We start from the raw sequence: 25534 nt of genomic DNA, 5'->3' as shown, positions 1-25534 counted from the left end.
CAAACACTACCGGAGCGAAAGACACCACCGGAATGGGTGATGAGCGCGAACGATCTTTCGGCCGGAAGAGTTACGTAAACGCACGCAAAACACTCAGAGGGGTTTACAACGGCACCGTAGGTGGCATGTCGATTTCGCCGACGTGCGAATCCCCGAGCGCACACTGAGCGAAAGGCCCTGGCGCTTATGAACACCACGGTCAGCTGCGAGCTGCACCTGCGCCTCGTTGTGTCGAGCGAGTCCTCCCTGCCTGTCCCCGCAGGCCTGCGGTACGACACGGCCGACCCCTACGCCGTGCACGCCACCTTCCACACCGGAGCCGAGGAGACCGTCGAGTGGGTGTTCGCCCGCGACCTCCTCGCCGAGGGGCTTCACCGTCCCACCGGCACCGGCGACGTCCGCGTCTGGCCGTCGCGCAGTCACGGTCAGGGCGTCGTCTGCATCGCCCTGAGCTCACCGGAGGGGGAGGCCCTGCTGGAGGCCCCGGCAAGGGCTCTGGAGTCCTTCCTGAAGCGCACAGACGCCGCCGTGCCGCCCGGCACGGAACATCGGCACTTCGACCTCGACCAGGAGCTCTCGCACATCCTGGCGGAAAGCTAGGCGAGGCCCACCAAGCCGCCCGGCGCCGTCCACTCGGGGAGACGGCGCGGGCCCGGACAGCCGCCTGCGGAGTGCCGCACACGGCTCACACACAACGGCGCCGACACCGCGGGGTTCCGCGGGCGGCGCCGTTGCGCTGTGTCCGACGAGGGCGGGGCCCCGGGCCCCGGCTAGGACAGGCGCCGGCCCGGCGGATCATGACGCCGAGGCGGAGCCCGGCGGATCCTCCCCCGCCGCCCGGAGGGCGGGTGTGTCGCCCTCGATCGGCGTCGTCATCGGGCCGGCTCTGCCGCGCTCGCACGCGAGGGCCCAGCCCGCCGACGCTCTCCCCCGCCCCCACCAGGCACTCCTCACCGGGACCACAGGGCGCCGTCGGACTGCTCCGGCCCGATCGCCGGACCGGCACTGAGCCGATCGGGTGATCGGGAACGTCGGCGGGGGTTCCGGCGTTGGAATCGAAGCCATGTGCGGAGCGGGTGAGGTGCGGGGTGCGCCGGAGCACTACCATCGGCCGTCACCGGCGGGCGCCCGCCCGACCCCAGGCCAGGGAGCTGACTGTGCTGATCACCCACGACACCCGGTGCGCACTGGACACCGTGGTGGATCTGGTGAACTCCGCACCGGAGGACGACACGACACCGGAGGGGCTGCCGGACGTCGCGGCGCTGAAGGAGTTCGTGCGGCAGCACGAGGTGAGCGAGGTCGGGGTGCTCACGGAGTTCGACCTGACCGCGGTGCGCAGGATCCGCGGCCGGTTCGCCTCGGTCTTCGCCGCTCCGGACGCCCGTGCCGCCGCCACGCTGATCAACGAGCTGATCGCGGCCGCGGGCACCACGCCCCGGCTCACCGACCACGACGGCTACGACTGGCATGTGCACTACTTCGCGCCCGGCGCCTCCGTGGCCGACCATCTGGCCGCCGACTGCGGGATGGCGCTGGCGTTCTTCGTGGTCGCCGGGGAGCAGGAGCGGCTGCGGCGCTGTGAGGCGCCGGACTGCCGGCACGCCTTCGTCGACCTCTCCCGCAACCGCTCGCGCCGCTACTGCGACAGCCGCACCTGCGGAAACCGTCTGCACGTGGCCGCGTACCGGGCGCGGCGCAAGGAGGCGGCGGGCTGACCCTCCCTCGCGGGCGGGTTCGATGCCGTGCCGACGCGGTCCCGACGGGTGACGCCGGGTACCGCGGGTACGGCTCACAGCCACAGCAGGTCGTGCAGGGCAGCCGTGAGCAGCAGACACCCGATCACCGCAAGGAAGATCATCAGCGGTGGCTGGGAAAGGGCGAAGAGGCATCCGCGCGGCTCGTCCTGCTGCTGCGTGGCATCGCTCTGTGTCGTGTCCAGCATCTCGCCGCGATGATGACGCATCGGGAGCGCCCTACGCGATCAACGCTCACGGAGTGAATGCCGGTTCGCCGATTCCGTGATCTACGGTGCGGCTTGTGATCACTTCCGGGCGGTACGGGACGCACTGTGGCGTTTCCGCCGGTCACGCGCCTCTCTTCGGCGGCGGTACGCCGCGGTCATATGCCGTGCTTCTTCAGGATGGCCTCGATGTCGCTGAAGTCCTCGTCGCCCCGGGGGGCGGCGGGTGCGGGGCGGGCGGCCGGGCGGGAGCCCTGGCCCAGGGAGGGCGCGGAGGCCCCGGGCGCGACCGCCTCGGGTCGCGCCGCGGCACGGGCCGCCTTGCGCTCCTTGCGGGTGCCGCCACCGCGCCTGCGCTCCACGGTGCGGGTGGTCGCGAACAGCACCCAGGAGAGGCCCAGCACTCCGAAGCCGGCCCATGCCGTCGGGCTGAACGCGGTGTCGGCCAGCCAGTCCACGACGCCGGTCATCACCAGGCCGATGGGGACGAGCGAGTAGGCGGCGATGCGGGCTGCCGCGAGGAAGCGCTTGCGGTAGGCCGTGACAGCCGCGATGCCCAGGCCGGCCACGGAGACGGCGGAGCATACGGTCTCGGCAATCATCCGGTCCTCCAGGCAGGGTGCGATCACATGGCACGTCGTCCCCTCCATCCTGCACCTGCGACCCCCCGGCGGGCCATGCTCCGCCCGGACATCAGGGACATCTCCGGGTCACCACTCCTCCGCAGGGGCGACGGCGGCCGCGGCCGATGCCCCCGGTGACCGGCAGGTTCGTACCACCCGGCACCGGCGCTCCCCCATCACGAGCCGCGACCACCCCGGCCCCCGGATGCCGTCGCTCCCCGCCGGGCTGCCGCCCCCATGCCCCCGTCTCGGTCCCGGTCCGGCCACGCCCCCGGCCCCCTAAGACCACGCCCCCGAAGCGGACCCGACCCCCGGCAGCGAGCTCCCCGCCACCGGCTCGCCCCAGCCCGGCCGTCCACGCTCCCTGCCGCGGACACCCCCTCAGCCGCCGCTTCCGTACCGGAGGGCCCCACGGGGCCCGCCCTCGACGGCCCCGGCAGCAGAGCCCTCGCACCGAACTCCCCGCCACGGCCCACCGTCCCTGCCCGGGTACCGGTACTCGCCGCCGGGGCCGCGGTCTCCGGTCCTGGGCGGGCCGCGTTCCCGGCCCCCGTGGGGTATGCGCGGACGTGGCGGACGCCGGTGGGCTCTCGTGATCCGGTGTCTGCGCAGGTGCGATTGGGTGGTCCGGGAGATCGGCTGGAAGACTGGGGGCATGAGCGACTCCTCCCCCGCCCGCCCCGCCGCCCCCGTCCTCGACGTCTGGTGCGAGCTGCAGTGTCCCGACTGCCGAAGCGCCCTCGACGACCTCCGCGCCCTGCGGGCCCGCTACGGGGACCGTCTGGAGCTGCGACTGCGGCACTTCCCGCTGGAGAAGCACAAGCACGCGTTCGCCGCCGCCCAGGCCGCCGAAGAGGCACTGGAGCAGGGGCAGGGGTGGCCGTACGTCGAGGCCGTACTGAACCGGGTCGAGGAGCTGGACCGCCTGGGCGAATCCCTGCTCGTCGAGGTCGCCCGGGAACTCGGTCTGGACGCCGAGGAGTTCGACACCGCGTTGATCGACGGGCGGCACATCCTGATCGTGGACGCGGACCAGGCCGAGGGCAAGGCGATCGGGGTGACCGGCACCCCGACGTACGTCATCGGCGGCGAGCGCCTCGACGGCGGCAAGAGCCAGGAGGGCCTGCGCGAGCGGGTCGAGGAGATCGCGGACGGGCTGCTGGCCGAGCGGGGTTAGGGGCTGCCCGGCGGATCACGTCGGAAGGGACGGGCGGCACCTTCGCGGTTCGGGTGAGCGGGGTCCGGTGCGCGCAGCCGCGAGGCGGAGGAGGGGGCGACGCGATGGGGCTGGCTCCCGCGCGAGCGAAGTCGAGCGTGGGGGAAGTCGGCGACCGACGACGACGCGGCAGATGGGCGTGCCGGACCCCGCGTCTCCGGCATGATCCGCCGCGCATGCCCCAGGGGCTGCCCGGAACCGCTCCCGGGCCGAGGAGCCGCGTGAGCCGCGCACCCGGAGGGGTCGTCGCCACCGGGCTTCTCATGGAGCAGACGGCACACGTCGCGGCGCCGGTCGGCTCACGGGAGCGTGGCCGGCGTCCCTGTCACCGGCGGCGCACGGCCGGAAGGGGCAGCGGCGACGACATCCCCCGTGAGTACCCCGTGAGCAGAGGCGTTGCCGGCCGGAACTCGGGACCGTCCGCCCTCAGAGCAGCGGTTTGTACATCGAGTACTGGGTCGTGGTGTAGCCGAGGGAGTCGTAGAGGCGTTCGGCCGGGGTGTTGCCGGCGAATACGTTGAGGCCGATGCGGCGGTTGCCGGACGCCGCCGACTGGGCCTCGGCGAGCAGCATGAGCGTACGTCCATGACCCCGGCCGCGATGGCCGGCGGCGGTCTCGACGTCGAAGACATAGGCCCGCTCCCCGCGCACCGACAGCCACAGGGTGCCGACGGGAGTGCCCTCGTGTTCGAGGACGCTGAGGAGCATGCCCTCGGTGGCGCGGCCGTCGGGCAGCAGCGCGGCATGGTCCGCCGCCGCCTTGGCCCGCGCCTCGGCCTCCGGCACCCCGCGCCGTATCCAGTCCCCCGCGTAGTCCTCCTGCCCCTTGGCCAGCCAGGGCCCGAACTCGGCGTCGGTCATGGGCCGGAGCGCGCTGCCGTCCGGCAGTACGGGCGGGGCTTCCCCGAGGGGCTTCTCCATGTTCCGGTTGCGTACGACGTACCCCAGTGCCGTGGCGAGCGCGAGGGCGGCCCGCGGATCGGCGGGGACCGTGGACTCGATACGGCGGCAGCCCCAGCCGCGTGCCACCTCCTCGGCGGCGAGGGCGGCCACCGTGCCCCGGCCTCGCCGTCGGTCCGGCTCCTCGATGCGCAGGCGCATGATCCGGGCCACGGCGCCGCCGAAGACGGGATGTGTACCGAGGTGGATCGCCCCGACGGGACGGCTGTTGACGCACACCTGGTAGTGGCGTGAACGCGTGCCGTCGGGGTTCTGCTGAAGCGGCTCGGCCGGCCGCAGGGTGGTGGTCATCGAGGGTGTTCTACCCGCCCGCCCCTGCCGTCCGCGCTCCGGGCCGGCCGAATTCCGGGCCCGTCACGGATCCAGGTCCGCGCCGGAGCGTTCCTCGAAGATCCGCATGGCCTTGGCGGTCACCGGGCCGGGGGCGCCGGGCAGTTCGCGGTCGTCGACGCGGTGCACGGCCTGGACGTCGCGCAGCGTGGAGGTGAGGAAGACCTCCTCGGCCCGCTCCAGGACGTCCAGCGGCAGGTCGGTCTCCTTGGCGCCGGTCCACTCGACGGCGAGGGCGCGGGTGATGCCGGCGAGACACCCGGAGGCCGGCGGCGGGGTGTGGAGTTCGCCGTCGAGGACGACGAAGACGTTCGACCCGGTGCCCTCGCAGAGCGCGCCGACGGTGTTGCCGAACAGCGCCTCCGACGCGCCCCGCTCGCGCGCACGGGCGAGGGCGACGACGTTCTCGGCGTACGAGGTGGTCTTCAGGCCGGTGAGCGCGCCGCGTTCGTTGCGGGTCCAGGGCACGGTGACGACGGCCGTGGTGTCGGGGCGGCGGATGGTCTCGCCGAGGGCGACCACGAGGGTCGGTCCGTGGTCTCCGCGGTCGGAGCCGAGCGGACCGTGGCCGCCGGTGTAGGTGAGGCGCAGCCGGCTGAGCGGCATCGGGTTGGCCTCCAGGACGGCGGCGCAGGCGCGGCGGACCTCGTCGAGATCGGGGTCGGGCAGGCCGAGCCCGCGGGCCGACCGGGTCAGCCGGTCGAGATGCCGGGTGAGCGCGAACGGGCGTCCGTCCACCGCCTTCACCGTCTCGAAGACGCCGTCGCCCACGGTCAGTCCGTGGTCGAAGACGGAGACACGGGCGGACTCGGCGTCCTGCAGCCCGCCGTCGAGCCAGATCTTCACCTCTGGGTCCCTTCGTTCATCTCGTACGTTCCCGACGCTACCGCGAGCAGCCGGGAGGCCTTCAGCTCGGTCTCCCGCCACTCCCCCTCGGGGTCGGAGCCCCAGGTGATGCCGGCGCCGGTGCCGAACCGAAGGACGGCGTCGCCGCCCGGGGTCCGGTCGATCCAGAAGGTGCGGATGCCGACCGCGAGCACCCCGGTGCCGCGGTCGGCGTCGACCCAGCCGATCCCGCCGCAGTAGGGGCCGCGGGGCGCCGTCTCCAGCGCGTCGATGATCCGCAGTGCGCTGGACTTGGGCGCGCCGGTCACGGAGCCGGGCGGGAAGGCGGCATCCAGCAGCGCGGGCCAGCCGCCACCGTCCCGCAGCTCGCCGCGCACGGTCGACACGAGGTGGACGAGACCGGGGTGCTTCTCGACGGCGCACAGGTCGGGCACGGTCACGGTGCCGGTGGCGCAGACCTGTCCGATGTCGTTGCGGACCAGGTCGACGATCATCACGTTCTCGGCGTAGTCCTTCTCCAGCAGGTCGGCCTCGGTGCGCCCGGTGCCCTTGATCGGCCCGGACTCGACGACACGGCCCCGCCGGCGCAGGAACAGTTCGGGAGACGCGGTGGCGATCTCCACGCCGTACGCGGGCAGACGAATCGTTCCGGCATACGGCGCCGGGTTGCCCCGGGAGAGCAGGGCGGTGAGGGCGTCCACGTCGGCGCCCGCCGGTACGGGCGCGGACAGGACGCGGCAGAGGTTCGCCTGATAGACCTCGCCGGCGGCTATCTGCTCACGGACGCGGCGTACGGCCGCCGTGTACGCACCGTGCTCCAGCGAGGACGTCCAGTCACGGACCGCGGGCCCCTGCCAGGCCCCGGGCACCGGGGCGGGGACCGCCTGTTCCCGGACCTCACGGAAGCGGGCGCAGGTCAGCCGCCCCTCGAAGTCGGCGGCGACGGCCCAGAATCCCGTGGAGTCCAGGGCGGCGGGGTCGTCGGTGACGTCGAGGAGACCGGTGGCGACGCGGTCGCCGAAGCGGGCGAGAGGGGGCAGGTCCAGCACATGCCGAGTCTATGGCGGGCGCGGTTCCGGCCGCCCGGGCACCTCGGTGAGCGGGCGCAGCGCAGCACGCTGCACAAACGGGTTTTTGTCCTGGCCCGGGAATCCGCTAGAGTTCACTTCGTCGCCGGGACGCGCAAGCCAACCGAAACGACAGGCGGACGTAGCTCAGTTGGTAGAGCGCAACCTTGCCAAGGTTGAGGTCGCGAGTTCGAACCTCGTCGTCCGCTCGAAGGAAGAGGGGGCTTCCGGGTTCCCCGCACTCCTGGTGGAGTGGCCGAGAGGCGAGGCAACGGCCTGCAAAGCCGTCTACACGGGTTCAAATCCCGTCTCCACCTCCAAGGACGATTAGCTCAGCGGGAGAGCGCTTCCCTGACACGGAAGAGGTCACTGGTTCAATCCCAGTATCGTCCACTGGATCTTCGGATCCCGGATCTCCGGATCCCCGCGCGATTAGCTCAGCGGGAGAGCGCTTCCCTGACACGGAAGAGGTCACTGGTTCAATCCCAGTATCGCGCACGCAGTGCCCAAGATTGACTCCATGGAGTGATCGTGGTTCCCGAGGACGATTAGCTCAGCGGGAGAGCGCTTCCCTGACACGGAAGAGGTCACTGGTTCAATCCCAGTATCGTCCACACCGCCCGAAGCCCCCGGTCCCGCGACCGGGGGCTTCGTCGTGTCCGACGTCAGCTGGAGAAGAGCATCCGTCCGAAGCCCTTCTGGCGGTGATGGCCGTGGTGGCCGCCGTGCGGGGCGCCCCAGGCGGGGGCCGGCGCGGCCGGGTACGCCTGGGGGGCGGGCGGCACCGGCGGGGCGGGCTGCGACCACTGGGCCTCGAGCCGGGTCAGCGACTCCAGCTCGCCGTAGTCGAGGAAGATGCCGCGGCACCCGCTGCACTGCTCGATCTGGACACCGTTGCGGTTGTAGGTGTGCATCGGGGCATGGCACTTCGGACACTGCATGATCGGTTCAACTCCTAGCCGGTCGTTCCTGCTTCGCGTATCGCCAGGACAGACTCTGTCCGGCTGCGGGTCGGTTGCACCCTACTTCGGGAAACCTCCGCTCAACTCGCCGGGGACGAAAGGCTTACGGAACCCATGCGCGCGCAGGCGTCGACCAGTGAGCGCTCCACCTCGTCCAGGGGCCGGCCGGCCGCGACGGCCTTGGTGACGGAGCGGGCGGCGGTCTGGGCCGTGAGGGCGCGCGCCGGGACGTCGAGGGCGGTCCAGGGGTCGCCGTCGGGCGGTACGGCCGGGCCGCCGGCGGCACGGTAGGCGGTCAGGAAGCGGTGCCACTCGTCGGGGGCGAGCAGTCCGCAGGCGTACCAGGCGGCCGGGCGGGCCAGATCCCACTCCGGTACGCCGGTGCCGAGGTCGTCGACGTCGATGAGCAGCCAGCCGTTGTGCTCGGGGTGGCGTATGAGCTGGCCGAGATGGAAGTCGCCGTGGCAGAGGGTGGTGGCGTCCGGCATGGGGGCCTCGTCGCGGGCCCAGGGCGGCAGGGCGGACCAGGCGTCGAGGACGGGGGTGGTGGCGGGGTGGTGGGGGGCGGTGGTGCGGAGGAGTTCGATGGCGCGGGCGGCCTTGGCGGGGCCCCGCATGGGCGGTACGGCGGTGGGGGCGGGGGTGCGGTGGAGGTGGGCGAGGAGGGTCGCCGCGGCTTCCCAGGGGGCGGCGTCGGGGTCGTCCGGGTCCACGGGGGTGCCGTACGGCCAGAAAGTGACGAGACGTCCGCGCAGCTCTGTAGGGGTCGGGGCGAGTGGGGGGAGGAGGGTGCCGGGGAGTCGGGTGGCCACGGTGAGACGGCGGGTCAGCTCGGTGGGGTCGGCGTCGAGGGCGTGGGCCTTGGCGACGGTGTCGGCGTGACGTACGACGGTGGCGTCTTCGCGGGCGGCGAGGGTGGTGGTGGGGCAATGGCAGGTGCGGTCGCTTGCGTGGGCGGTCGCCTTGAGGTGAGCGGTCAGGGCGGGGAGGAGGTCCGGGGTCACGGGGTGAGGGTACGGGGGCTTCGCGTTTTGCCGGGGCCGGCGGTGGTGGGGGTGCGGGGCGTTGGTGTGGGCCGGGGTTGCCGTCGCCCACCCCTGCGGTGTGGTGCGTTTGATGTGGTCCGGGGGTGAGTTGCGCAGCCCGGCGCCGGCGGGGTGCCGTCGCGCCCACCCGTGCCGCCCCAGCGGCACGACTGCCCGCGGAGGACGGCGGTGTGTGGGCAGAGCAATGCCGGCGCAGCTCCCCAGCTGCGCCGGCATTTTGCCGTCCGCCGCACCCCCGTCCCCACGGGGTTTCATGGGTGGATGTCCCCGCCCGGACCGCTCATCCGGGCCTGGGGTCGCTGTTCAGCGCCCCAGCATCTCGCCCACGGACGACGCCTGTATGGCCACCGTCTCCCACCCGTCGAAGACGAGGAGGAGCAGGACCGCCAGGGGCAGGGCCATCAGCGTCGCCACCAGCGGATGGCGACGCCCGTCGCCGCTTTCCCGCGTGTACGCCATGGTCCCTCTCCCCGGCCGTTTCTGTTGTCTCTGACAGCGGCGGGCGTCTGACCTCGGGGGACGAGTGCTGCACCCGCCGCTTGACCTCAAATCTAGGCGCCATGCCCTCCCCCGACGTCATGCCCTCGTACCGATTGCCGGGCCTCCCGGAGGATGAGCGCTCTCCCACCGCGTACTCCCCTGGGTGGAGACGGACTCCTACACCTCAGGGACATCCCCGAAGGGCCGCCCGCTCTGCCCCGCTTTCTCCGAGCCGTCCTCCCGCGGCACCGGCTGCTCCACCAGCGCGAGCACCCGGTTCGCCATGAACCGGGCGGTCCGCACCACAGCCCCGGTTCGGGTGACTTCGCTCACTTCCACCACCCCCCGGCGCACCGCGGTCTCCACCCGGCGCCCCGCCCTGCTCGCCACCACCTCGTACGTACGCGTCGTGTCCCCCGCGTCCACGACGATCTCCACCCGGTCACCCTTCACGCGATCAATCCCCCTTCACCGTCGGGTGGTTGGGATCACCAGCCGCACGGACCAGGCCCGCCCGCGCGCTCCCTGACCACTCTTCAAGTGTCCCACCCACCACTGACAATCCACCGCTCCGAGAGGGCGCGGCCTCTGCGCACGGACGGCCGTGGAAACGTAAGCTGTGGCACGTCACAGGACCGGGCAGCGGGGATGAACATGGCGATGATGCGCCTGAGGCGCGAGGACCCGCGCGTCGTCGGCTCTTTCAGGCTCCACCGGCGCCTCGGCGCGGGCGGGATGGGCGTGGTCTACCTGGGCTCCGACAAGAAGGGCCAGCGGGTCGCGCTGAAGGTCATCCGGCCCGATCTGGCCGAGGACCAGGAGTTCCGTTCGCGCTTCGCGCGTGAGGTGTCGGCGGCCCGCCGCATCCGGGGCGGCTGCACGGCCCGGCTGGTGGCCGCGGATCTCGACGCGGACCGCCCCTGGTTCGCCACGCAGTATGTGCCGGGGCCCTCGCTGCACGACAAGGTCGCCGACGAGGGGCCGCTGGTCGCGGCGGACGTCGCCGCCGTCGGCGCGGCCCTCTCGGAGGGTCTGGTCGCCGTGCACGAGGCGGGTGTGGTGCACCGTGACCTCAAGCCGTCCAACATCCTGCTGTCCCCCAAGGGGCCGCGGATCATCGACTTCGGCATCGCGTGGGCGACCGGCGCGTCGACGCTCACGCATGTCGGTACGGCGGTCGGCTCGCCCGGCTTTCTCGCCCCGGAGCAGGTGCGCGGCGCGGCGGTCACCCCGGCCACGGACGTGTTCTCGCTGGGCGCCACGCTCGCGTACGCGTCGATGGGCGACTCTCCCTTCGGGCATGGCAGTTCGGAGGTGATGCTGTACCGCGTGGTGCACGAGGAGGCCCAACTGCACGGCGTCCCGGACGCCTTGGCCCCCCTGGTCCGCGCCTGTCTGGCGAAGGACCCCGAGGAGCGGCCCAGCACGCTCCAACTGTCGCTGCGGCTCAAGGAGATCGCGGCGCGGGAGACGCAGGGGCTCGCCGACGTCCGTCCGCCGGCCCCGCGAGATGCCGAGCCGGAGCGGTCCACCGCTCGCCTCGCGGACACCTATCCGGAGCGGACGCAGCGCCGTCAGGGCGGTCCGGGCACTCCGCCTCCGCGCGGGCGCGGGCCCGCGCCCAGGAGCGGCGGTCCGCCCGCCGGGCGCGGCGGCCGGAGTGTGCCCGCCTCGCGGGGCGGCGCCGCGCGCGACAGTTCCTCGCGCGGGGGTACGCCGTCCCGCAGGGGCGGGCGCCCGACGCCGGCCTCCCGGAACACGACCCGCTCCGGCGCCGGGGCCCGTCGTCCGGGGGCCCGGACGACGGGGACGGGCCTGCGGCCGGCCAACCCGCGGCTGCTCAGACAGCGGCTGTTCGTGTTCGTCGTCGTGACGCTGGTGGTGGCGCTGGGTATCGCGCTGGTGCAGGGCTGCCAGGGACCCGGCTAGACACTTCCCGGCGGAGCCGGTCCGGCCGCTACTCCTGCGGACGCCCGGTGGCGACCGCGTAGAAGGCGACCGCCGCGGCGGCTCCGACGTTCAGGGAGTCGACGCCGTGCGACATCGGGATGCGGACCGGTTCGTCGGCGGCGGCCAGGGCCCGGCGGGACAGCCCGGCCCCTTCCGCGCCCAGCATCAGCGCGACCCTTTCCATACGGTGCGGTGCCACCTCGTCCAGGGACCGGGCCTTCTCGCCGGGGGTGAGGGCGAGCAGTTCGAACCCGGCCTCGCGCACCGCCTCCAGCCCCTGCGGCCAGTTGTCGAGACGGGCGTACGGCACGGAGAAGACGGCGCCCATGGAGACCTTGACGCTGCGGCGGTAGAGCGGGTCGGCGCAGTCGGGCGAGAGCAGGACGGCGTCCATGCCGAGGGCGGCGGCGGAGCGGAAGATCGCGCCGATGTTGGTGTGGTCGTTGACCGACTCCATGACGACGACCCGGCGGGCGGTCCGCAGCACGTCCGGCGCCGAGGGCAGGGAGGCGCGCTGCATGGAGGCGAGCGCGCCCCGGTGCACGTGGTAGCCGGTGACCTGTTCGGCGAGGGCGGGTTCGACGACGTACACCGGGGCGTCGGCGCGGTCGATGACGTCGCGCATGCTGTCGACCCACTTCGCCGACAGCAGCATGGACCGCATCGCGTAACCGGCTTCCCCGGCACGCCTGATGACCTTCTCGCCCTCGGCGATGAAGAGGCCCTCGGCGGGCTCGCGGCGGCGGCGCAGCTCCACGTCGGTGAGGCCGGTGTAGTCGTGCAGACGGGGGTCGTCGGGGTCGTCGACGGTGATGATGCCGGCCATGTCAGACGGTCCCGTCCGGGCCTACGGCGACGACCGCGCCGATGACGATGACGGCGGGGGGCTTGACCTCCTGGGCGGCGACCGTGTCGGCGACGGTGGCGAGGGTGGCGTCGACCCGGCGCTGGGCGGCGGTGGTGCCCTCCTGGACGAGGGCGACGGGGGTGTCCGGGGACTTGCCGTGGGCGACCAGGGTCTCGGCGATTCTGCCGATCTTGTCGACGCCCATGAGGACGACGAGGGTGCCGGTCAGCTTCGCCAGGGACGGCCAGTCGACGAGGGAGCGCTCGTCGTCGGGGGCGACATGGCCGCTGACCACGGTGAACTCGTGTGCGACACCGCGGTGGGTGACGGGGATGCCGGCCGCGCCCGGCACCGAGATGGAGCTGGAAATGCCGGGGACGACGGTGCAGGGGATGCCGGCTTCGGCGAGCGCCTGGAGTTCCTCCATGCCGCGGCCGAAGACGTACGGGTCGCCGCCCTTGAGGCGGACCACGGACTTGCCCTGTCTGGCGTGCTCGATCAGCGCGTTGTTGATGGCCTCCTGGGCCATGAAACGGCCGTACGGGATCTTCGCCGCGTCGATCACCTGGACGTGCGGCGGGAGTTCGGCGAGCAGGTCGCGGGGACCGAGGCGGTCGGCGATGACGACGTCGGCCTCGGCGAGGAGGCGGCGGCCGCGCACGGTGATCAGGTCCGGGTCGCCGGGTCCGCCGCCGACGAGGGCGACGCCGGTGGCGCGGGTGCGGTGGTGGGGGGCGACGAGGGTGCCGTCGCGCAGGCCCTCGACGACGGCGTCGCGGATGGCGGCGGTGTGGCGGGGGTCCCGGCCGCGGGCCTCCGTGGTGAGGACGGCCACGGTGACGCCTTCGCTGGAGCCGGTGGCGGGGGTCCATGCCGTTGCCGCGTCGGCGTCATCCGAGCGGACGCACCACACGCGGTTCGCTTCCGCCTCGGCGGAGGCGCGGGTGTTCGCGTCGGGGTCGCTGGTGGCGATCAGGGCGTACCAGGCCTGGGCGAGGTCGCCTTCGGCGTAGGGGCGGCGGTGCCAGGTGATCTCCTTGGCGTCCGCCATGGCCTCCACGGAGGGGGTGGCCTCGGGGGAGATGAGGTGGATGTCGGCGCCGGCGGCGATCAGGGCCGGGAGGCGGCGTTGGGCGACCTGGCCGCCGCCGAGTACGGCCACGTGGCGGCCGGTGAGGCGGAGGCCTACGGGGTAGGCGGGGTGTTCGGCCATGAGGGTGGCTCCTCCTGCGGCGTTTGTGGCCCTGACGTGCGAAGTTTACGGGCGGCCCGGGTTTGGGCGGTCCGGTGTCCGGTGGGTGGGCGTGGAGGCGCCGGGTGGCGGCTGCGGGGTGGTTGTGCCCACCCGTTCCGCCCCAGCGGAACGACTGCCCACAACCACCCAGGACGGCGACCAGGCACCCGGCACCGCCCCCAACCACCCAGGACGGCGACCAGGCACCCGGCACCGCCCCCAACCACCCGGCACGTCGACCAGGCACCCGGCGCTGTCCGCGCCGGTTCGGCTACTTCTCGGTTACTCCTGCCGAGTCGAAGGTCGCCACCTCGTGCATGGCTCGGGCCGTGCTCTGGACCAGAGGGAGGGCCAGGAGGGCGCCGGTGCCTTCGCCGAGGCGGAGGTCGAGGTCGACCAGGGGGCGCAGGCCGAGTTTGTTGAGGGCGGCGACGTGGCCGGGCTCGGCGCTGCGGTGGCCCGCGATGCAGGCGGCCAGGACCTCGGGGGCGATGGCCCGGGCCACCAGGGCGGCGGCGCCGGCGCTGACGCCGTCCAGGATCACCGGCGTTCGCAGCGATGCGCCGCCGAGGAGCAGGCCGACGATGGCGGCGTGCTCGAAGCCGCCGACGGCGGCGAGGACGCCGATGGGGTCGGCCGGGTCCGGCTGGTGGAGTTCCAGGGCACGGCGCACGACCTCGGTCTTGCGGGCGAGGGTCTCGTCGTTGATGCCGGTGCCGCGGCCGGTGACCTCGGCCGGGTCGGCTCCGGTGAAGACGGAGATGAGGGCGGCGGACGCGGTGGTGTTCGCGATGCCCATCTCGCCGGTGAGGAGGGCCTTGTTGCCGGCCGCGACCAGGTCACGGGCGGTCTCGATGCCGACCTCGATGGCCTTCTTGGCCTCCTCGCGGGTCATCGCCGGTCCGGTCGTCATGTCGGACGTACCGGCGCGGACCTTGCGCGGGAGCAGGCCCGGGGTGGCCGGGAGGTCGGAGGAGACACCCACGTCGACGACGCAGACCTCCGCGCCGACCTGGGCGGCGAAGGCGTTGCAGACCGCTCCCCCGCCGAGGAAGTTGGCCACCATCTGCGCGGTGACCTCCTGCGGCCAGGGGGTGACGCCCTGGGCGTGCACGCCGTGGTCGCCGGCGAAGATCGCGACGGCCGCGGGTTCCGGGATGGGCGGCGGGCACTGGCGGGACAGACCGGAGAGCTGGGCGGAGATGATCTCCAGCATGCCGAGCGCCCCGGCCGGCTTGGTCATGCGCTTCTGCCGCTCCCACGCCTCGCCGAGCGCCTTGGCGTCCAGCGGGCGGATCTGTGCGACGGTCTCGGCGAGCAGGTCGTGGGGGTCCTCTCCGGGCAGGGCACGACGGCCGTACGTCTCCTCGTGCACGACCCAGGAGAGCGGGCGGCGCTTGGACCAGCCGGCCTGCATCAGCTCGGGCTCGTCCGGGAACTCGTCGACGTAGCCGACGCACAGGTAGGCGACGACCTCGAGGTGTTCGGGCAGCCCCAGCGCGCGGACCATCTCGCGCTCGTCGAAGAAGCTGACCCAGCCGACGCCGAGGCCCTCTGCTCGGGCGGCGAGCCAGAGGTTCTCGACGGCGAGCGCCGAGGAGTACGGCGCCATCTGGGGCTGGGTGTGCCGGCCCAGGGTGTGCCGGCCGCCCCGGGTCGGGTCGGCGGTGACGACGATGTTGACCGGGGTGTCGAGGATGGCCTCGATCTTCAGTTCCTTGAACTGCTTCGCCCGGCCCTTGGGGAGGGACTTGGCGTAGGCGTCGCGCTGGCGCATGGCCAGTTCGTGCATGCTGCGCCGGGTGTCGGCGGAACGGATGACGACGAAGTCCCAGGGCTGCGAGTGGCCGACGGAGGGCGCGGTGTGGGCGGCCTCCAGGACGCGGAGCAGCACCTCGTGCGGGATGGGGTCGCCGCGGAACCCGTTGCGGATGTCCCGGCGTTCGCGCATGACCTTGAGTACGGCCTCGCGCTCGGCGTCGTCGTAGCCGGGCGCGGCCGGGCCGGCGGGCTGCGCGGGCGCCGCGTCCACGCCGGCGCCCCGGGTGTCCAGGTCGTCGGGGTCCTGGGCGAGTTCGGGGTCCGGTGCGGCCGGTACGGTGGTGGTCCCACGGGGCTCCTCGGCGGGGACGGTCACGCCCTGGGGCGGGGTCGGCGCGAGGTGCGGGGTGGTCGGCACGGTCCCGTCCACGGGGACGAACTCCCCCTCGGGCCGACCCGGTTCGGACTCCGCGGCGACGGTGCCGGGGAGGGTGGCGACGGAGGTCTGCTGGGGGCCCTGGACCGGGGCCGCGTCGCCCGTGACGCCGGAGTCGGCTTCGACGGCGGGAACCTCGGGCACGTCCGCCCCGACCGTCTCGGGCAGTACGGCGGTGTCGGCGCCCGGCACGGGGATCTCGGGGGCCGCAACGGGAACCTCGACGCCAGACACGAGGACCTCGGGGGCCGCAACAGGGACCTCGACGCCTGGCACCGGGACCTCGATGCCCGGCGCAGGGACCTCGGCGCTCGGAACAGGGACCTCGACGCCCGGCGCAGGGACCTCGACGCCCGGAACCGGCGCCTCGGGGGCCGGCGCAGGATTCTGGACGATCTCCGGTGCGACCGGCTCCGGCGCAGCCTGAACCATCTCGGGTTCCGTGGCCTGCTCCGGGACGGTGGGGACCTCGGGCACCTCGGCGACCTGGGATACGTCGGCTGCCGGCTCCCGAACGGGCTCCACCGGCTCCGGTTCGGCCGCCTGGACGGCCTGCGGCACCTCGGTCTCCTGGACCTGGTCCACGGCGACGGCCGCCACGGCGGGTACGGGAGCGTCCTGCGGCACCTCGGCCACCGGAGCCTGCACGGGCGCCGGTACGGCGGTCACCGCGCTCACCGGCTCGGCGACCTCGGCGTGGCCGGGAACGGCGACCGGGACCGGGTCGGCCTGCGGAGTCTGTGGAACCTCGGCGGGCTCCGGCGCGACGGCCTCGGCGACCGGTGCGGGTCCCGGCTCGGGCACGGGCGTCAGCACCGCCTCGGCGGCCTGAGCGGGCTCGGCGACGGGGTCGCCGGGCAGGCTCTGCCGCGTGACCGGCACAGCGGCCGGCTCCGGAACCGGAACAACCCCCTGGACCCCGCCCTCGGCGACGCCCTCGGTGTCCTGCTCGGCTACGGGAACCGCGACGGCGACCGCCGTCCCCTCCGCGCTCTGCGCCGCCCCCGCCTCCGTGGCGACACGTGCAACGACCGCCTGGGCCGCGTCCACCGCGTCCGGAGCCGGAACGGGAGCCGGCTCCGCGACCGGAGCCGGGACAACCGTTTCCCCGGTCTGCGCCCCCCAGGGCGCGGCAACCTGCGGCGCCGCCTCCCGCGCGCGCGGGACGTCGAGGTACTCGGGGCCGATGCTCGGCGGACCCGCCTGGCGGGCCGGCAGGTCGGCCGGGCCGCGGTCGGCGAGGGAGCGGACCGGGCCCGCGTTGACGTGGGGAATGGGCGGCCCGAGGTGCAGCGGGCGGCGCGGCGCGGCAGGCGCCGGCTGCGGCGGCTCGGGGAGCCGGACCCCGCTGAGGTCGACGGAACCGCTGTCACGGCCGGCCGTCTCGTGCGGGCCCGGCTCGTGCACGGTCTCGACGACCGGCTCGGGCGCGGGCGGGGCGACTTCGTTGCCCCAGGCGCCCTGGGCACCGGGGAGCAGCAGGTCTTCTTCCTCGGCGGGACTGTCGGAGAGGTAGGTGTACGCCTCGGGCGCGGGTACGCCCGGCTGCTCCACCATGCCTGCGTTCTCCGGCAGTCCCTCGCCCGGGACCTGGCCGGTGTCGGTCATGCGTACCCCTCGCCCATCGGTTGGTGCTCCTACGACCAGCTCACCCGGAACGGCGCGCCGACCGCCCCACACTGAAGAACGAGCGTGCGTCCCCAGCGGCACGAACAGCCCGTCCGAAAAAGGCGACAAAGCCATTCACTGGCATTGTCGCGGCCGTACCGCCGTCGCGTCAGCTTGATCGGCGACGGTTCCGCTGTGGACTGCGCCACGTTGCGCGTCCTCCGGTTCATGCCGTACCACGACCCACCCCAAAACGGGCGCGCTTTCCGGACATTGTCCGACGAAGCGCCGGGCGTCCGGGTGCGGTACAACGATCGGCCAGCCTACCTCGCGTGGTCGGACAATCCGATCACGGGGACGGCAATCGGATCAGTTGCCGCGGGCGGGCAGCACCCCGCTGAGCAGGAACGCGACGCTCCGCTCCTTCTCCGTCCAGGCCCTGGTGTCGAGTTCGACGGACTGCAGCAGGGCGCACTCGACCTGGTAGCCGTGTTCGGCGAGGTTCCTGCCGATGAGTTCGGCCCCGTCGCGGGTGGCGGCGTGGGTGACGATGCGCTGCGGGCGGCGGTCGGCGACCGCGGAGACGACGGCCGCTCCCCCGCCGCCGACCCGGACGACATCCGGTTCGGGGAGGTTCTCCAGGATGTGCGGGGCGGTGCCGTGGACGGTCTGCAGCTGGATCCCGTACCGGCGGGCGGTGGCGTCGGTACGGGCGCAGGCGCCCGGGTCGCGGTCGACGGCGATGACGGCGGCGCCCGCGCGGGCGGCCTCGGTGGCGAAGGCACCGCTGCCGCAGCCGATGTCCCAGACCAGGTCACCGACGCGCGGTCCCAGCCGGGCGAGTTGGGAGACGCGCAGCGGTTCCCGCTCTCCCTCGCCGAGGTCGCCGCCGTACTCCTCGGCGGGCAGCGACCAGCCGCGGGGGCCGGTGGAGGGGTCGCGTCCGGCGAGCCAGCCGCCGGAGTCGGCGGCGCCGGCCCGGCCGCCGACGACGATGACGATGTTGGGGTCGCGCCAGGTGTGGTCGGCGGCCTTGTCGGAGGTGACGACGGTGACCCGTTCGCGGGTGGTGCCGAGTTCCTCGCAGATGACGAAGGTGCGGTGGACGCCGTCCATCAGCAGGCCGAGTTCGGCGGGTCCGGCGCCGGGTGAGGTGAGGACCGCCACCTTGGTGTGGGCCCGGCAGACGTTCACCGCGCGCCGCAGGGTGCGCGGGTGTGCGACGACGACCTGGGCGTCGTCCCAGGGCATGCCCGCGCGGGCGAAGGCCGAGGCGACGGAGGAGACGCCGGGGACGACCTCGACCTCGAGGCCGAACTCGGGTGCGCGCAGGGTCCGTACGACGCCGAAGAAGCCGGGATCGCCGTCGGCGAGGACGACGGCGGTGCCGCGGTGGGCGGCGATGCGGCGGGCGGCGAGGGCGACGGAGCCGAGCCGGATTCGTTCGGCGCCGGCGGGTACCTCGGGGAGTGCCAGATGGTGGGCGGCGCCGGCCACCAGGGTGGCGGCGCCCAGCGCGGCGCGGGCCGCGTCGGCAGGCGGCGAACCGTCCCAGCCGATCACCGTGACCCGGTCGGCCATCGTCGTCAGTCTCCTGGGGTCTGCGCAGGTCGTCGTCGGCTGTCCCGTCGTGGTGCGGGCTTTGTGAGACTACCTGGTGCGGACATGGACCGTGCCTCCGGTGTGCGGTCCGGAGGTCAGTTCCAGTCCGGGTACTGGGTGAAGCCGCCGGTGTCGGCGAGGTGTCCGTCGGCGCCCTCGATGTCCTCGGGCAGCAGGCTCCATACGATGAAGTCGGTGCGTACGTCGCTCCAGCCGCCGTCGTCGGTGCGGACGTGGGCTATGCAGGCATTGCGCAGCACGCCTTCGCTGATACAGCCGATCTTCTGGGCGACCTGCTGGGAGGCGGTGTTGTCGGCGGCGGTGCGCAGTTCGACGCGTTCGAACTTCTGGTCGCCGAAGAGCCACTGGGCGGTGGCGAGCGCGGCCTCGGAGGCGTAGCCCTCGCCGCGTGCCCAGGGGGCGACGATGTACGACAGTTCGGTGGACCGCACGTGCCAGTCGGTGTGGGTGAGCTGGATGAGGCCGACCAGGCGCTGGGTGAGGAACTCGGTGACGGCGAGGTCGAGTCCGTGGCCGGCGGTGCGTTCGGCGGGGGCGTACTCGGTGATCCAGGTGCGGGCGGACTGTTCGGTGAAGGGCCGGGGGACGTCCGTCCAGGCGGCGATCTGCTCGTCGTTCATCATCTCGGCGAGGGCGGGAACGTCGTCCGTGTCGAGGGGACGCAGCACCAACCGCTCCGTGCTGATGGAGATGCTGGGGAAGGTGCTCGTCATGCGCCGCTCCGTTACCTGAGAGACCGTCGGGTACTGCTGAACTGCCCAGCATGCAGCATGAAAGCACCGGACCGCACCACGGGGTCCACTCCCTGTGTCGGAGTGGACCCCGTGCGTGGCCGGCGGGCCGGAATCAGAAGGAGGCGAGGACGGAACCGGCGTACTTGTCCTCGATGAACTTCTTGACCTCGGGCGAGGTGAGGAGCTTCGCGAGCTTCTTCACGCGCGGGTCGTTCTCCTGGCCCTCCTTGACGGCGAGGAGGTTGTTGTTCGGGTTGCCCTTGGCGGCCTCGAGGACGAGGGCGTCGGTGGCGGGCTCGAGGTCGGCCTCGATGGCGTAGTTGCCGTTGACCACCGCGGCGTCGACGTCGTCCAGGGAGCGCGGGGTCTGGGCCGCCTCCAGCTCCTTGAACTTCAGGTCCTTCGGGTTGTCGGTGATGTCGGCGGGGGTCGCCGCGGTGCCGACGCCGTCCTTGAGGGTGAGCAGGCCGCCCGTGGCGAGCAGCTGCAGGGCGCGGCCCTCGTTGACGGTGTCGTTCGGGATGGCGATCGTCGCGCCGTTCTTCAGCTCGCCGGTCTTCTTCACCTTGTGCGAGTAGAGACCGAGCGGCTCCAGGTGCACGTCGACGACGGACACGACGTGAGTGCCGTTCTTCTTGTTGAAGTCGTCGAGGTACGGCTGGGTCTGGAAGAAGTTGGCGCCGACCGAGCCGTCCTCGGTGGCGGTGTTCGGGGTGACGTAGTCCGTGAACTCCTTGACCTCGAGGTCGAGGCCGGCCTTCTCGGCGAGGTTGTCCTTCACGAAGGTGAGGATCTCGGCGTGCGGCACGGGGCTCGCGGCGACGATCAGCGGGCCGGAGGTGTCGGAGGCGGTGTCCTTGTCCGAGCCGCAGGCGGAGAGTCCGAGGGTGAGGGCTCCGGCGGCGAGGACGGCGGTGGTGATCTTGGCGGTGTTACGCACGAAAAGTGCCTTTCCTTGGGTGGTGCGGCCCCGTATGAGGAGGACGGGGAGTTCTTGGTGGGTTATGCGACCTTGCCGACGTCGGCCGTCGCGGGTTCCTTGCCCTTGAGCAGCCGGAGCCTGGGCGAGGGGCCGGAGCGGCCGCCGCGGCGGTGCTGGGCGCGGGCCGCGTAGTCGCCGGCGAACTGGATGAGGGAGATGACCACGGCGAGGATCGCGACGGTGATCCACATCAGTCCGGTCTCGAAACGCTGGTAGCCGTAGCGGACGGCGAGGTCGCCGAGTCCGCCGCCGCCGACGGTGCCGGCCATGGCCGAGTAGCCGATGAGGGCGATGACCGTGGTGGTGGTGCTGGCGATCAGCGAGGGCAGCGCCTCGGGGACGAGGACCTTGCGGACGATCGTCCAGGTGTTGCCGCCCATGGCCTGTACGGCTTCGACGAGCCCGTGGTCGACCTCGCGTACGGCGGTCTCGACGAGGCGGGCGAAGAAGGGGATGCCGCCGATGGCGAGCGGCACGATCGCCGCCTCGCTGCCGATGGTGGTGCCGGTGACCCAGCGGGTGAAGTTCATCAGGGCGACCATGAGGATGATGAACGGCAGCGAGCGGCCGATGTTCACGATCTGCCCGATGACCTTGTTCACCAGGGTGTTCTGCAGCAGTCCGCCCTGGTCGGTGAGGACGAGCAGGATGCCGAGCGGGAGGCCGCCGACGACGGCGATCAGGGTGGACCAGCCGACCATGATCAGCGTCTCGGTACAGGCCTGTTCGAGCAGCGGCTGCATCTCGGACCAGGTCACTTGGCCCCCTCCTTCACGCGTGCGGGCTCTTCGCGGTCCACGACGTCGATCTGCAGGCCCTGTTCGCGCAGGAAGCCGACGGGGACGACGTTGTCCTCGTAGCGGCCGGGCAGTTCGATGCGCATCCGGCCGACCTGGAGGCCGCCGACGGTGTCGATGGCCGCGCCGAGGATCGATATGTCGATGTTGTAGGTGCGCGAGAGCTGGGAGATGACCGGCTGGGTGGCGCTCTCGCCGTGGAAGGTGACGTCGAGGACAGTGCGGTCGTCGCCGGTCGGCTCGCCGCCGACCGGGAAGAGCGCGGCGGCCAGTTCGGAGCCCGGGGTGGCGAGGAGTTCGGTGACCGTGCCGGACTCGGTGATGCGGCCGTTCTCCATGAGGGCGGCCGAGTCGCAGATCGACTTCACGACGTCCATCTCGTGGGTGATGAGCAGGACGGTCAGGCCGAGCTGGCGGTTCAGGTCGCGCAGGAGGTGCAGGATCGAGCGGGTGGTCTCCGGGTCGAGGGCGCTGGTGGCCTCGTCGGAGAGCAGCACCTTGGGGTCGCCGGCGAGGGCGCGGGCGATGCCGACGCGCTGCTTCTGGCCGCCGGAGAGCTGGGCGGGGTAGGCCTTGGCCTTGTCGGCGAGGCCGACCAGGTCGAGCAGTTCCAGCGCCTTGCGTGAACGTTCCTTCCCCGACTTTCCGAGGATCTCCAGCGGCAGTTCGACGTTGTCCTGCACGGTGCGCGAGGAGAGCAGGTTGAAGTGCTGGAAGACCATGCCGATACGACTGCGCGCCTGCCGCAGTTCCCGGCCGGCGCGCGGTCCGCGGCCGGCGAGCGCGGTGAGGTCCTGGCCGGCCACGGTCACGGTGCCCGAGGTGGGGCGTTCCAGCAGGTTGACGCAGCGGATGAGGGAGGATTTGCCGGCGCCGGACTGGCCTATGACGCCGTAGACCTCGCCCTCGCGGACGTGCAGGTCGACGCCGTCGAGGGCGGTGACCTCCCGGCCGCGTGAGCGGTAGACCTTGGTCAGGCCCGAGGTGGTGATCACGTGGGTATCCGTCACTGTCGAGTGCGCGGCGCGTCGTGGCGCCGGGCACGAGGCATTCTGGGTCGGAGTTCTACGGGGCCGCACGGATCTCGCGGGCCCGGTGAGGGACCCGTCACAAGGGGAGAGACGTGCGCGCGGGGCGTGGCTCGGCCCATGCGGGCGTACGTGAGCCGGCTCTCGCTTCGGGGCGCGAGGCTCAGATGGTGCGGGGGCCCTCTAGAAAGCGCACATTCGGCACTGACACATACAACGAGCACCGGGCGTCATGGTCGCCTCGGTCGCAGGGATGCGGTCGCTCGTCGTGGTCATGCGGTCAGTAAAGCAGACGTTCGACGCTCACCGGACTCGACTGTCCGCATACTGGACGGCCGTGGACAGGGGCGGACCGGCGTCCGGCCCACGTCAGGGGCGTACGGAGATCTCCACTCCCCCGTGGGTGACCAGCGCGGACAGGGCCGAGAGGTCCTTCACGACGAGGTCGGCGGTGAGCTCGTGGGCCTGGTGGGTTGTGGCCAAGGCCACGGTGGTCATACCGGCGGCGCGGCCGGCCTGGAGCCCGGCGGGAGCGTCCTCGAAGACGACGCAGTGCGCGGGGTCGACGCCGAGGGTGCGGGCGGCGAGGAGGTAGGGCTCGGGGTCGGGCTTGCCCCGGGTGATGTCATCGGCCGCGATCAGGGTCTTGGGCAGGATGCCGACGGCCCCCAGCCGTGCCTCGGCGAGACGCCGGGTGGCGGAGGTGACGACGGCCCAGCGCTCGGCGGGCAGCGCGGCGAGGAAGTCCCGGGTCCCGGGCAGCAGATGCACGCCGTCGCCCGGCACGTCCTCCACCTCCAGGTCCTCGATCCGCGCCACGGCCTCCGCGACGGTCTCGGGGGGCAGCAGATCGGCGGCTATCTCCGCGGCCGGCCGCCCGTGCAGCTCGACGCTCCCGAACTGCTCGGCCGTGATCCCGTACTCGGCCGCCCACCGGGTCCAGCAGCGGTTCACCGAGGCGAGGGAGGAGACGAGGGTTCCGTCGTTGTCGAACAGCAGGGCCTGCGCATGAATGGTCATGCCATCGACCATACGGTCCCGCCGGACGGTGCCGGTGCGCCTGCCCGAGCGGAGCCGGTCCGGGGGCGGGGACGGCGGGGGTTTTCCGGCGTAATAGGGTCACTGCCATGCTTGATGTCCTGATGGTGGTGACCGGTGTCGCCGCGCTGCTGCTCGGCGCCTGGTGCGGGTGGGCCGCCTACCGCGACCAGCCGACGAAGGACTGGCACTTCATCGGGATGGCCGTGGTCACCCTGCTGTCGCTGGTGCAGCTGATCGCCGGGATCGTGCAGCTGGCCCGGGGCGAGAAGCCGGAGCAGGGCACGACGATCTTCGTGGCGTATCTGCTCGGCGCGTTCGCGTGCGTACCCGCGGCCGGCTTCATGTCGCTGGGCGAGCGCACCCGCTGGGGATCGCTGACGGTCGCCGCGAGCGGACTCGTGCTCGCCGTGCTCGAGGTGCGCCTCCATGACATCTGGGGAGGCTGACATGGCCGCGACGCAGGACCGGCCGGACCGGACCCGGCTGATCGGCGGTCCCGGACTGCTGCTGGTGTGGCTCTACGGGGTGATGGTCGTCGGCGCGGTGTCGCGCTCGGCGTACCAGATCGCCACCGAGTTCGACCGGGCGCCGCTCGCCTACTCGCTGTCGGCGGCGGCCGGCGTGGTCTACGGCTTCATCACCTACACCCTGGTGCGCGGCGGGGAGACGGCCCGCAGGGCGGCGCTGGTGTGCTGCGCCGCCGAGCTCGTGGGCGTCCTGACCGTGGGGACCTGGACGCTGGTGGAACCGTCCGCGTTCCCCGACGCCACCGTGTGGTCGGACTACGGGATGGGCTACCTCTTCATCCCGGTGCTGCTGCCCCTCACGGCCATCTACTGGCTGCGCAGGGCACGTTCGGAGCAGCGGCCCGCGTCCTGATCAGGCGGTCGTCGCGTACTCCTGCGCCTGCTTCTCCAGCACGATCATCGGCACGCCGTCGGCGCCCTGGGACGTGCCCACCCGCTGGTAGCCGACCTTGCTGTAGAGCCGCAGATTGCTCTCGCTGCGATGTCCGGCGTGCAGCCGGAACATCCGGGCGCCGCGCGCGCCGGCGCGCGCGGACTCGGCGGCCCGGAGGAGGCGCGCGCCGATGCCGTGCCCCTGGAGGCGGGGGTGGACGCAGAGCTTGCCGATCGCGGCGGCGCCCTCGTCGGTGATCCTGCCGTGCACCGAGCCGACGATCTCGTCGCCGAGGCGGGCCACGAAGACACAGTCGGCGGCGACCTCCGCCCGGACCGAGTCGAGGGTCTGGACGAGCGGATCGATGCGGTAGTTGCCGTAGAGGGCCGCCTCGCTCTGGAAGCACAGGTACTGCACCCTGAAGATCTGCTCCGCGTCCTGCTCGGCCGCCGCAGAGATGGTCACGCTCATGCCCATGTGCGCACGCCTCCCGCTCACCTGATCACCTGTTGTCCCTCACTCCTATCCCCGTCCTCAACGCGCCGCAACCTCCCCTGTGAGCAATCGCCGCAGACATCCCAGGCATCTGGAACGTTCCGGTCCGAGGCTGCCCTGTGAGATACCCAACTCCCCCGCGATCTCCCGGTATGTCGGGTCGCGCGGGGACAGCAGCGCCTCCAGCAGCCGGGGGCAGCGGCCGGGCAGCCGTCGTACGGCTTCCCGCAGGGCGCGGCGGCGGGCGGCGGCGAGCGCCAGGCCCTCGGGATCGTGCCGGCCGGGATCGGCGGGGTCGCCGGCCGGTGCCGTCTCGTGGCGGGCGGTACGACGGGCGCGGCGGGCCTCGGTGCGCACGGCCCGGCGGAGCCAGTCCGGCGGGTCGGGCGGCGGGCCGCCCGCGGCGAGGCGCTCCAGGAGACGGAGCCACACCGCCTGTTCCAGGTCCGCCGATTCGGCCCCGGTGCCGGGCGTCTCGGCGGCGGCCTCCGCGGCGAGCAGCGGACCGAGGGAGGCGATCAGTTCATACGCCGTCACCGGCTCGTGTCCCATACGCGCAACGACTCGGCCGCCCCGGGCACGGTTGCCCGGAGCGGCCGGAAATC

The 25534-nt window shown here is 72.7% G+C and carries 26 protein-coding genes and 5 tRNA genes; 11 read left to right on the top strand and 20 right to left on the bottom strand.

What is annotated here, in order from left to right; translation table 11 throughout:
* Positions 1–186: 186 nt before the first annotated feature.
* Positions 187–600, top strand: coding sequence for an SsgA family sporulation/cell division regulator (locus ACGFR9_RS16210; RefSeq protein ID WP_004002642.1), 414 nt, complete (start codon positions 187–189; stop codon positions 598–600).
* Between the two features lie 557 nt (positions 601–1157).
* Positions 1158–1718: a CGNR zinc finger domain-containing protein gene (locus tag ACGFR9_RS16205; RefSeq protein ID WP_393208179.1), complete on the top strand. Its 561-nt coding sequence runs from the start codon at positions 1158–1160 to the stop codon at positions 1716–1718.
* Positions 1719–1792: 74 nt separating this feature from the next.
* Here the strand turns inward: ACGFR9_RS16205 and ACGFR9_RS16200 are convergent, their stop codons facing one another.
* Positions 1793–1966: a hypothetical protein gene (locus ACGFR9_RS16200; protein ID WP_311645464.1), complete on the bottom strand. Its 174-nt coding sequence runs from the start codon at positions 1964–1966 to the stop codon at positions 1793–1795.
* A 155-nt stretch (positions 1967–2121) separates the two neighbouring features.
* Positions 2122–2565, bottom strand: a complete 444-nt coding sequence (locus tag ACGFR9_RS16195) for a hypothetical protein (RefSeq protein ID WP_393208176.1) — start codon at positions 2563–2565, stop codon at positions 2122–2124.
* A gap of 676 nt (positions 2566–3241) precedes the next feature.
* On the opposite strand from ACGFR9_RS16195, the gene ACGFR9_RS16190 reads away from it, so the two are divergent.
* Positions 3242–3763 (top strand): DsbA family protein, encoded by a 522-nt coding sequence (locus ACGFR9_RS16190; protein WP_393208173.1) that lies wholly within the window; start codon positions 3242–3244, stop codon positions 3761–3763.
* Positions 3764–4228: 465 nt separating this feature from the next.
* Here ACGFR9_RS16190 and ACGFR9_RS16185 read toward each other — a convergent pair whose 3' ends face one another.
* The 3 genes from ACGFR9_RS16185 to ACGFR9_RS16175 form a co-directional block, all read right to left on the bottom strand.
* A complete protein-coding gene (locus ACGFR9_RS16185) occupies positions 4229–5053 on the bottom strand; it encodes a GNAT family N-acetyltransferase (protein ID WP_393208170.1) in 825 nt (274 codons plus the stop codon).
* A gap of 63 nt (positions 5054–5116) precedes the next feature.
* Positions 5117–5938 carry an aminotransferase class IV gene (locus ACGFR9_RS16180; RefSeq protein WP_393208167.1) on the bottom strand — a complete coding sequence of 274 codons (822 nt, stop codon included), beginning with the start codon at positions 5936–5938 and terminating at the stop codon, positions 5117–5119.
* Entirely contained in the window at positions 5935–6987 is a 1053-nt protein-coding gene (locus ACGFR9_RS16175) for a chorismate-binding protein (RefSeq protein ID WP_393208164.1), read from the bottom strand. The genes ACGFR9_RS16180 and ACGFR9_RS16175 overlap by 4 nt, the downstream gene beginning before the upstream one ends.
* Before the next feature lie 154 nt (positions 6988–7141).
* Between ACGFR9_RS16175 and ACGFR9_RS16170 the strand changes: the two genes are divergently transcribed.
* From ACGFR9_RS16170 to ACGFR9_RS16150, 5 genes are all read left to right on the top strand, one after another.
* Positions 7142–7214, top strand: a tRNA-Gly gene (locus ACGFR9_RS16170).
* Positions 7215–7251: 37 nt separating this feature from the next.
* Positions 7252–7325: transfer RNA gene (locus ACGFR9_RS16165), tRNA-Cys, on the top strand.
* A 1-nt stretch (position 7326) separates the two neighbouring features.
* Positions 7327–7398 (top strand) — tRNA-Val (locus ACGFR9_RS16160).
* A 33-nt stretch (positions 7399–7431) separates the two neighbouring features.
* Positions 7432–7503: transfer RNA gene (locus ACGFR9_RS16155), tRNA-Val, on the top strand.
* A 44-nt stretch (positions 7504–7547) separates the two neighbouring features.
* Positions 7548–7619 (top strand) — tRNA-Val (locus ACGFR9_RS16150).
* Between the two features lie 51 nt (positions 7620–7670).
* Here ACGFR9_RS16150 and ACGFR9_RS16145 read toward each other — a convergent pair.
* The 4 genes from ACGFR9_RS16145 to ACGFR9_RS16130 all read right to left on the bottom strand — a co-directional run bounded on the left by ACGFR9_RS16145 (position 7671) and on the right by ACGFR9_RS16130 (position 9946).
* Positions 7671–7946 carry a zf-TFIIB domain-containing protein gene (locus tag ACGFR9_RS16145; protein WP_037893571.1) on the bottom strand — a complete coding sequence of 92 codons (276 nt, stop codon included), beginning with the start codon at positions 7944–7946 and terminating at the stop codon, positions 7671–7673.
* A gap of 101 nt (positions 7947–8047) precedes the next feature.
* Positions 8048–8971, bottom strand: a complete 924-nt coding sequence (locus tag ACGFR9_RS16140) for a phosphotransferase family protein (protein WP_393208161.1) — start codon at positions 8969–8971, stop codon at positions 8048–8050.
* A gap of 345 nt (positions 8972–9316) precedes the next feature.
* Positions 9317–9472: a hypothetical protein gene (locus ACGFR9_RS16135; protein WP_393208158.1), complete on the bottom strand. Its 156-nt coding sequence runs from the start codon at positions 9470–9472 to the stop codon at positions 9317–9319.
* Between the two features lie 198 nt (positions 9473–9670).
* Complete coding sequence (locus ACGFR9_RS16130) at positions 9671–9946, bottom strand: hypothetical protein (protein WP_393208155.1); 276 nt, start codon at positions 9944–9946, stop codon at positions 9671–9673.
* A 195-nt stretch (positions 9947–10141) separates the two neighbouring features.
* Between ACGFR9_RS16130 and ACGFR9_RS16125 the strand changes: the two genes are divergently transcribed.
* Positions 10142–11422 (top strand): serine/threonine-protein kinase, encoded by a 1281-nt coding sequence (locus ACGFR9_RS16125; protein ID WP_393208152.1) that lies wholly within the window; start codon positions 10142–10144, stop codon positions 11420–11422.
* 28 nt (positions 11423–11450) lie between these two features.
* Here the strand turns inward: ACGFR9_RS16125 and ACGFR9_RS16120 are convergent, their stop codons facing one another.
* From ACGFR9_RS16120 to ACGFR9_RS16080, 9 genes are all read right to left on the bottom strand, one after another.
* Positions 11451–12269: a TrmH family RNA methyltransferase gene (locus ACGFR9_RS16120; protein WP_393208149.1), complete on the bottom strand. Its 819-nt coding sequence runs from the start codon at positions 12267–12269 to the stop codon at positions 11451–11453.
* A 1-nt stretch (position 12270) separates the two neighbouring features.
* Complete coding sequence (gene cobA, locus ACGFR9_RS16115) at positions 12271–13503, bottom strand: uroporphyrinogen-III C-methyltransferase (protein ID WP_393208146.1); 1233 nt, start codon at positions 13501–13503, stop codon at positions 12271–12273.
* A gap of 292 nt (positions 13504–13795) precedes the next feature.
* Positions 13796–17329: a nicotinate-nucleotide--dimethylbenzimidazole phosphoribosyltransferase gene (gene cobT / locus ACGFR9_RS16110; protein ID WP_393208143.1), complete on the bottom strand. Its 3534-nt coding sequence runs from the start codon at positions 17327–17329 to the stop codon at positions 13796–13798.
* Positions 17330–17698: 369 nt separating this feature from the next.
* Positions 17699–18910 carry a precorrin-6y C5,15-methyltransferase (decarboxylating) subunit CbiE gene (cbiE, locus tag ACGFR9_RS16105; protein WP_393208140.1) on the bottom strand — a complete coding sequence of 404 codons (1212 nt, stop codon included), beginning with the start codon at positions 18908–18910 and terminating at the stop codon, positions 17699–17701.
* Between the two features lie 116 nt (positions 18911–19026).
* A complete protein-coding gene (locus tag ACGFR9_RS16100; RefSeq protein WP_393208137.1) occupies positions 19027–19665 on the bottom strand; it encodes a GNAT family N-acetyltransferase in 639 nt (212 codons plus the stop codon).
* A gap of 133 nt (positions 19666–19798) precedes the next feature.
* Positions 19799–20626 (bottom strand): MetQ/NlpA family ABC transporter substrate-binding protein, encoded by an 828-nt coding sequence (locus ACGFR9_RS16095; protein WP_393208134.1) that lies wholly within the window; start codon positions 20624–20626, stop codon positions 19799–19801.
* A gap of 62 nt (positions 20627–20688) precedes the next feature.
* Entirely contained in the window at positions 20689–21426 is a 738-nt protein-coding gene (locus ACGFR9_RS16090; RefSeq protein ID WP_393208131.1) for a methionine ABC transporter permease, read from the bottom strand.
* Positions 21423–22460 (bottom strand): methionine ABC transporter ATP-binding protein, encoded by a 1038-nt coding sequence (locus ACGFR9_RS16085; RefSeq protein ID WP_393208128.1) that lies wholly within the window; start codon positions 22458–22460, stop codon positions 21423–21425. Before ACGFR9_RS16085 ends, ACGFR9_RS16090 begins: the two co-directional genes overlap by 4 nt.
* A 402-nt stretch (positions 22461–22862) precedes the next feature.
* Complete coding sequence (locus ACGFR9_RS16080; protein WP_393208125.1) at positions 22863–23513, bottom strand: HAD family hydrolase; 651 nt, start codon at positions 23511–23513, stop codon at positions 22863–22865.
* A 107-nt stretch (positions 23514–23620) separates the two neighbouring features.
* On the opposite strand from ACGFR9_RS16080, the gene ACGFR9_RS16075 reads away from it, so the two are divergent.
* Together ACGFR9_RS16075 and ACGFR9_RS16070 are read left to right on the top strand one after the other, a co-directional pair.
* The gene (locus ACGFR9_RS16075; RefSeq protein ID WP_393208122.1) at positions 23621–23980 is read left to right on the top strand and encodes a hypothetical protein; all 360 of its coding nucleotides are present in this window, start codon (positions 23621–23623) and stop codon (positions 23978–23980) included.
* A gap of 1 nt (position 23981) precedes the next feature.
* Positions 23982–24413: a hypothetical protein gene (locus ACGFR9_RS16070; RefSeq protein ID WP_393208119.1), complete on the top strand. Its 432-nt coding sequence runs from the start codon at positions 23982–23984 to the stop codon at positions 24411–24413.
* On the opposite strand, the gene ACGFR9_RS16065 is transcribed toward ACGFR9_RS16070, so the two are convergent.
* Positions 24414–24911, bottom strand: a complete 498-nt coding sequence (locus ACGFR9_RS16065) for a GNAT family N-acetyltransferase (RefSeq protein WP_393208563.1) — start codon at positions 24909–24911, stop codon at positions 24414–24416.
* A 57-nt stretch (positions 24912–24968) separates the two neighbouring features.
* Positions 24969–25481 (bottom strand): sigma-70 family RNA polymerase sigma factor, encoded by a 513-nt coding sequence (locus ACGFR9_RS16060; protein ID WP_393208116.1) that lies wholly within the window; start codon positions 25479–25481, stop codon positions 24969–24971.
* Positions 25482–25534 lie beyond the last annotated feature (53 nt).

Origin of the sequence: Streptomyces sp. NPDC048584 (assembly GCF_043199595.1) — a bacterium.
GTDB classification, from domain to species: Bacteria; Actinomycetota; Actinomycetes; order Streptomycetales; family Streptomycetaceae; genus Streptomyces; species Streptomyces edwardsiae.
This window is presented reverse-complemented; position numbering and strand designations above follow the sequence as displayed.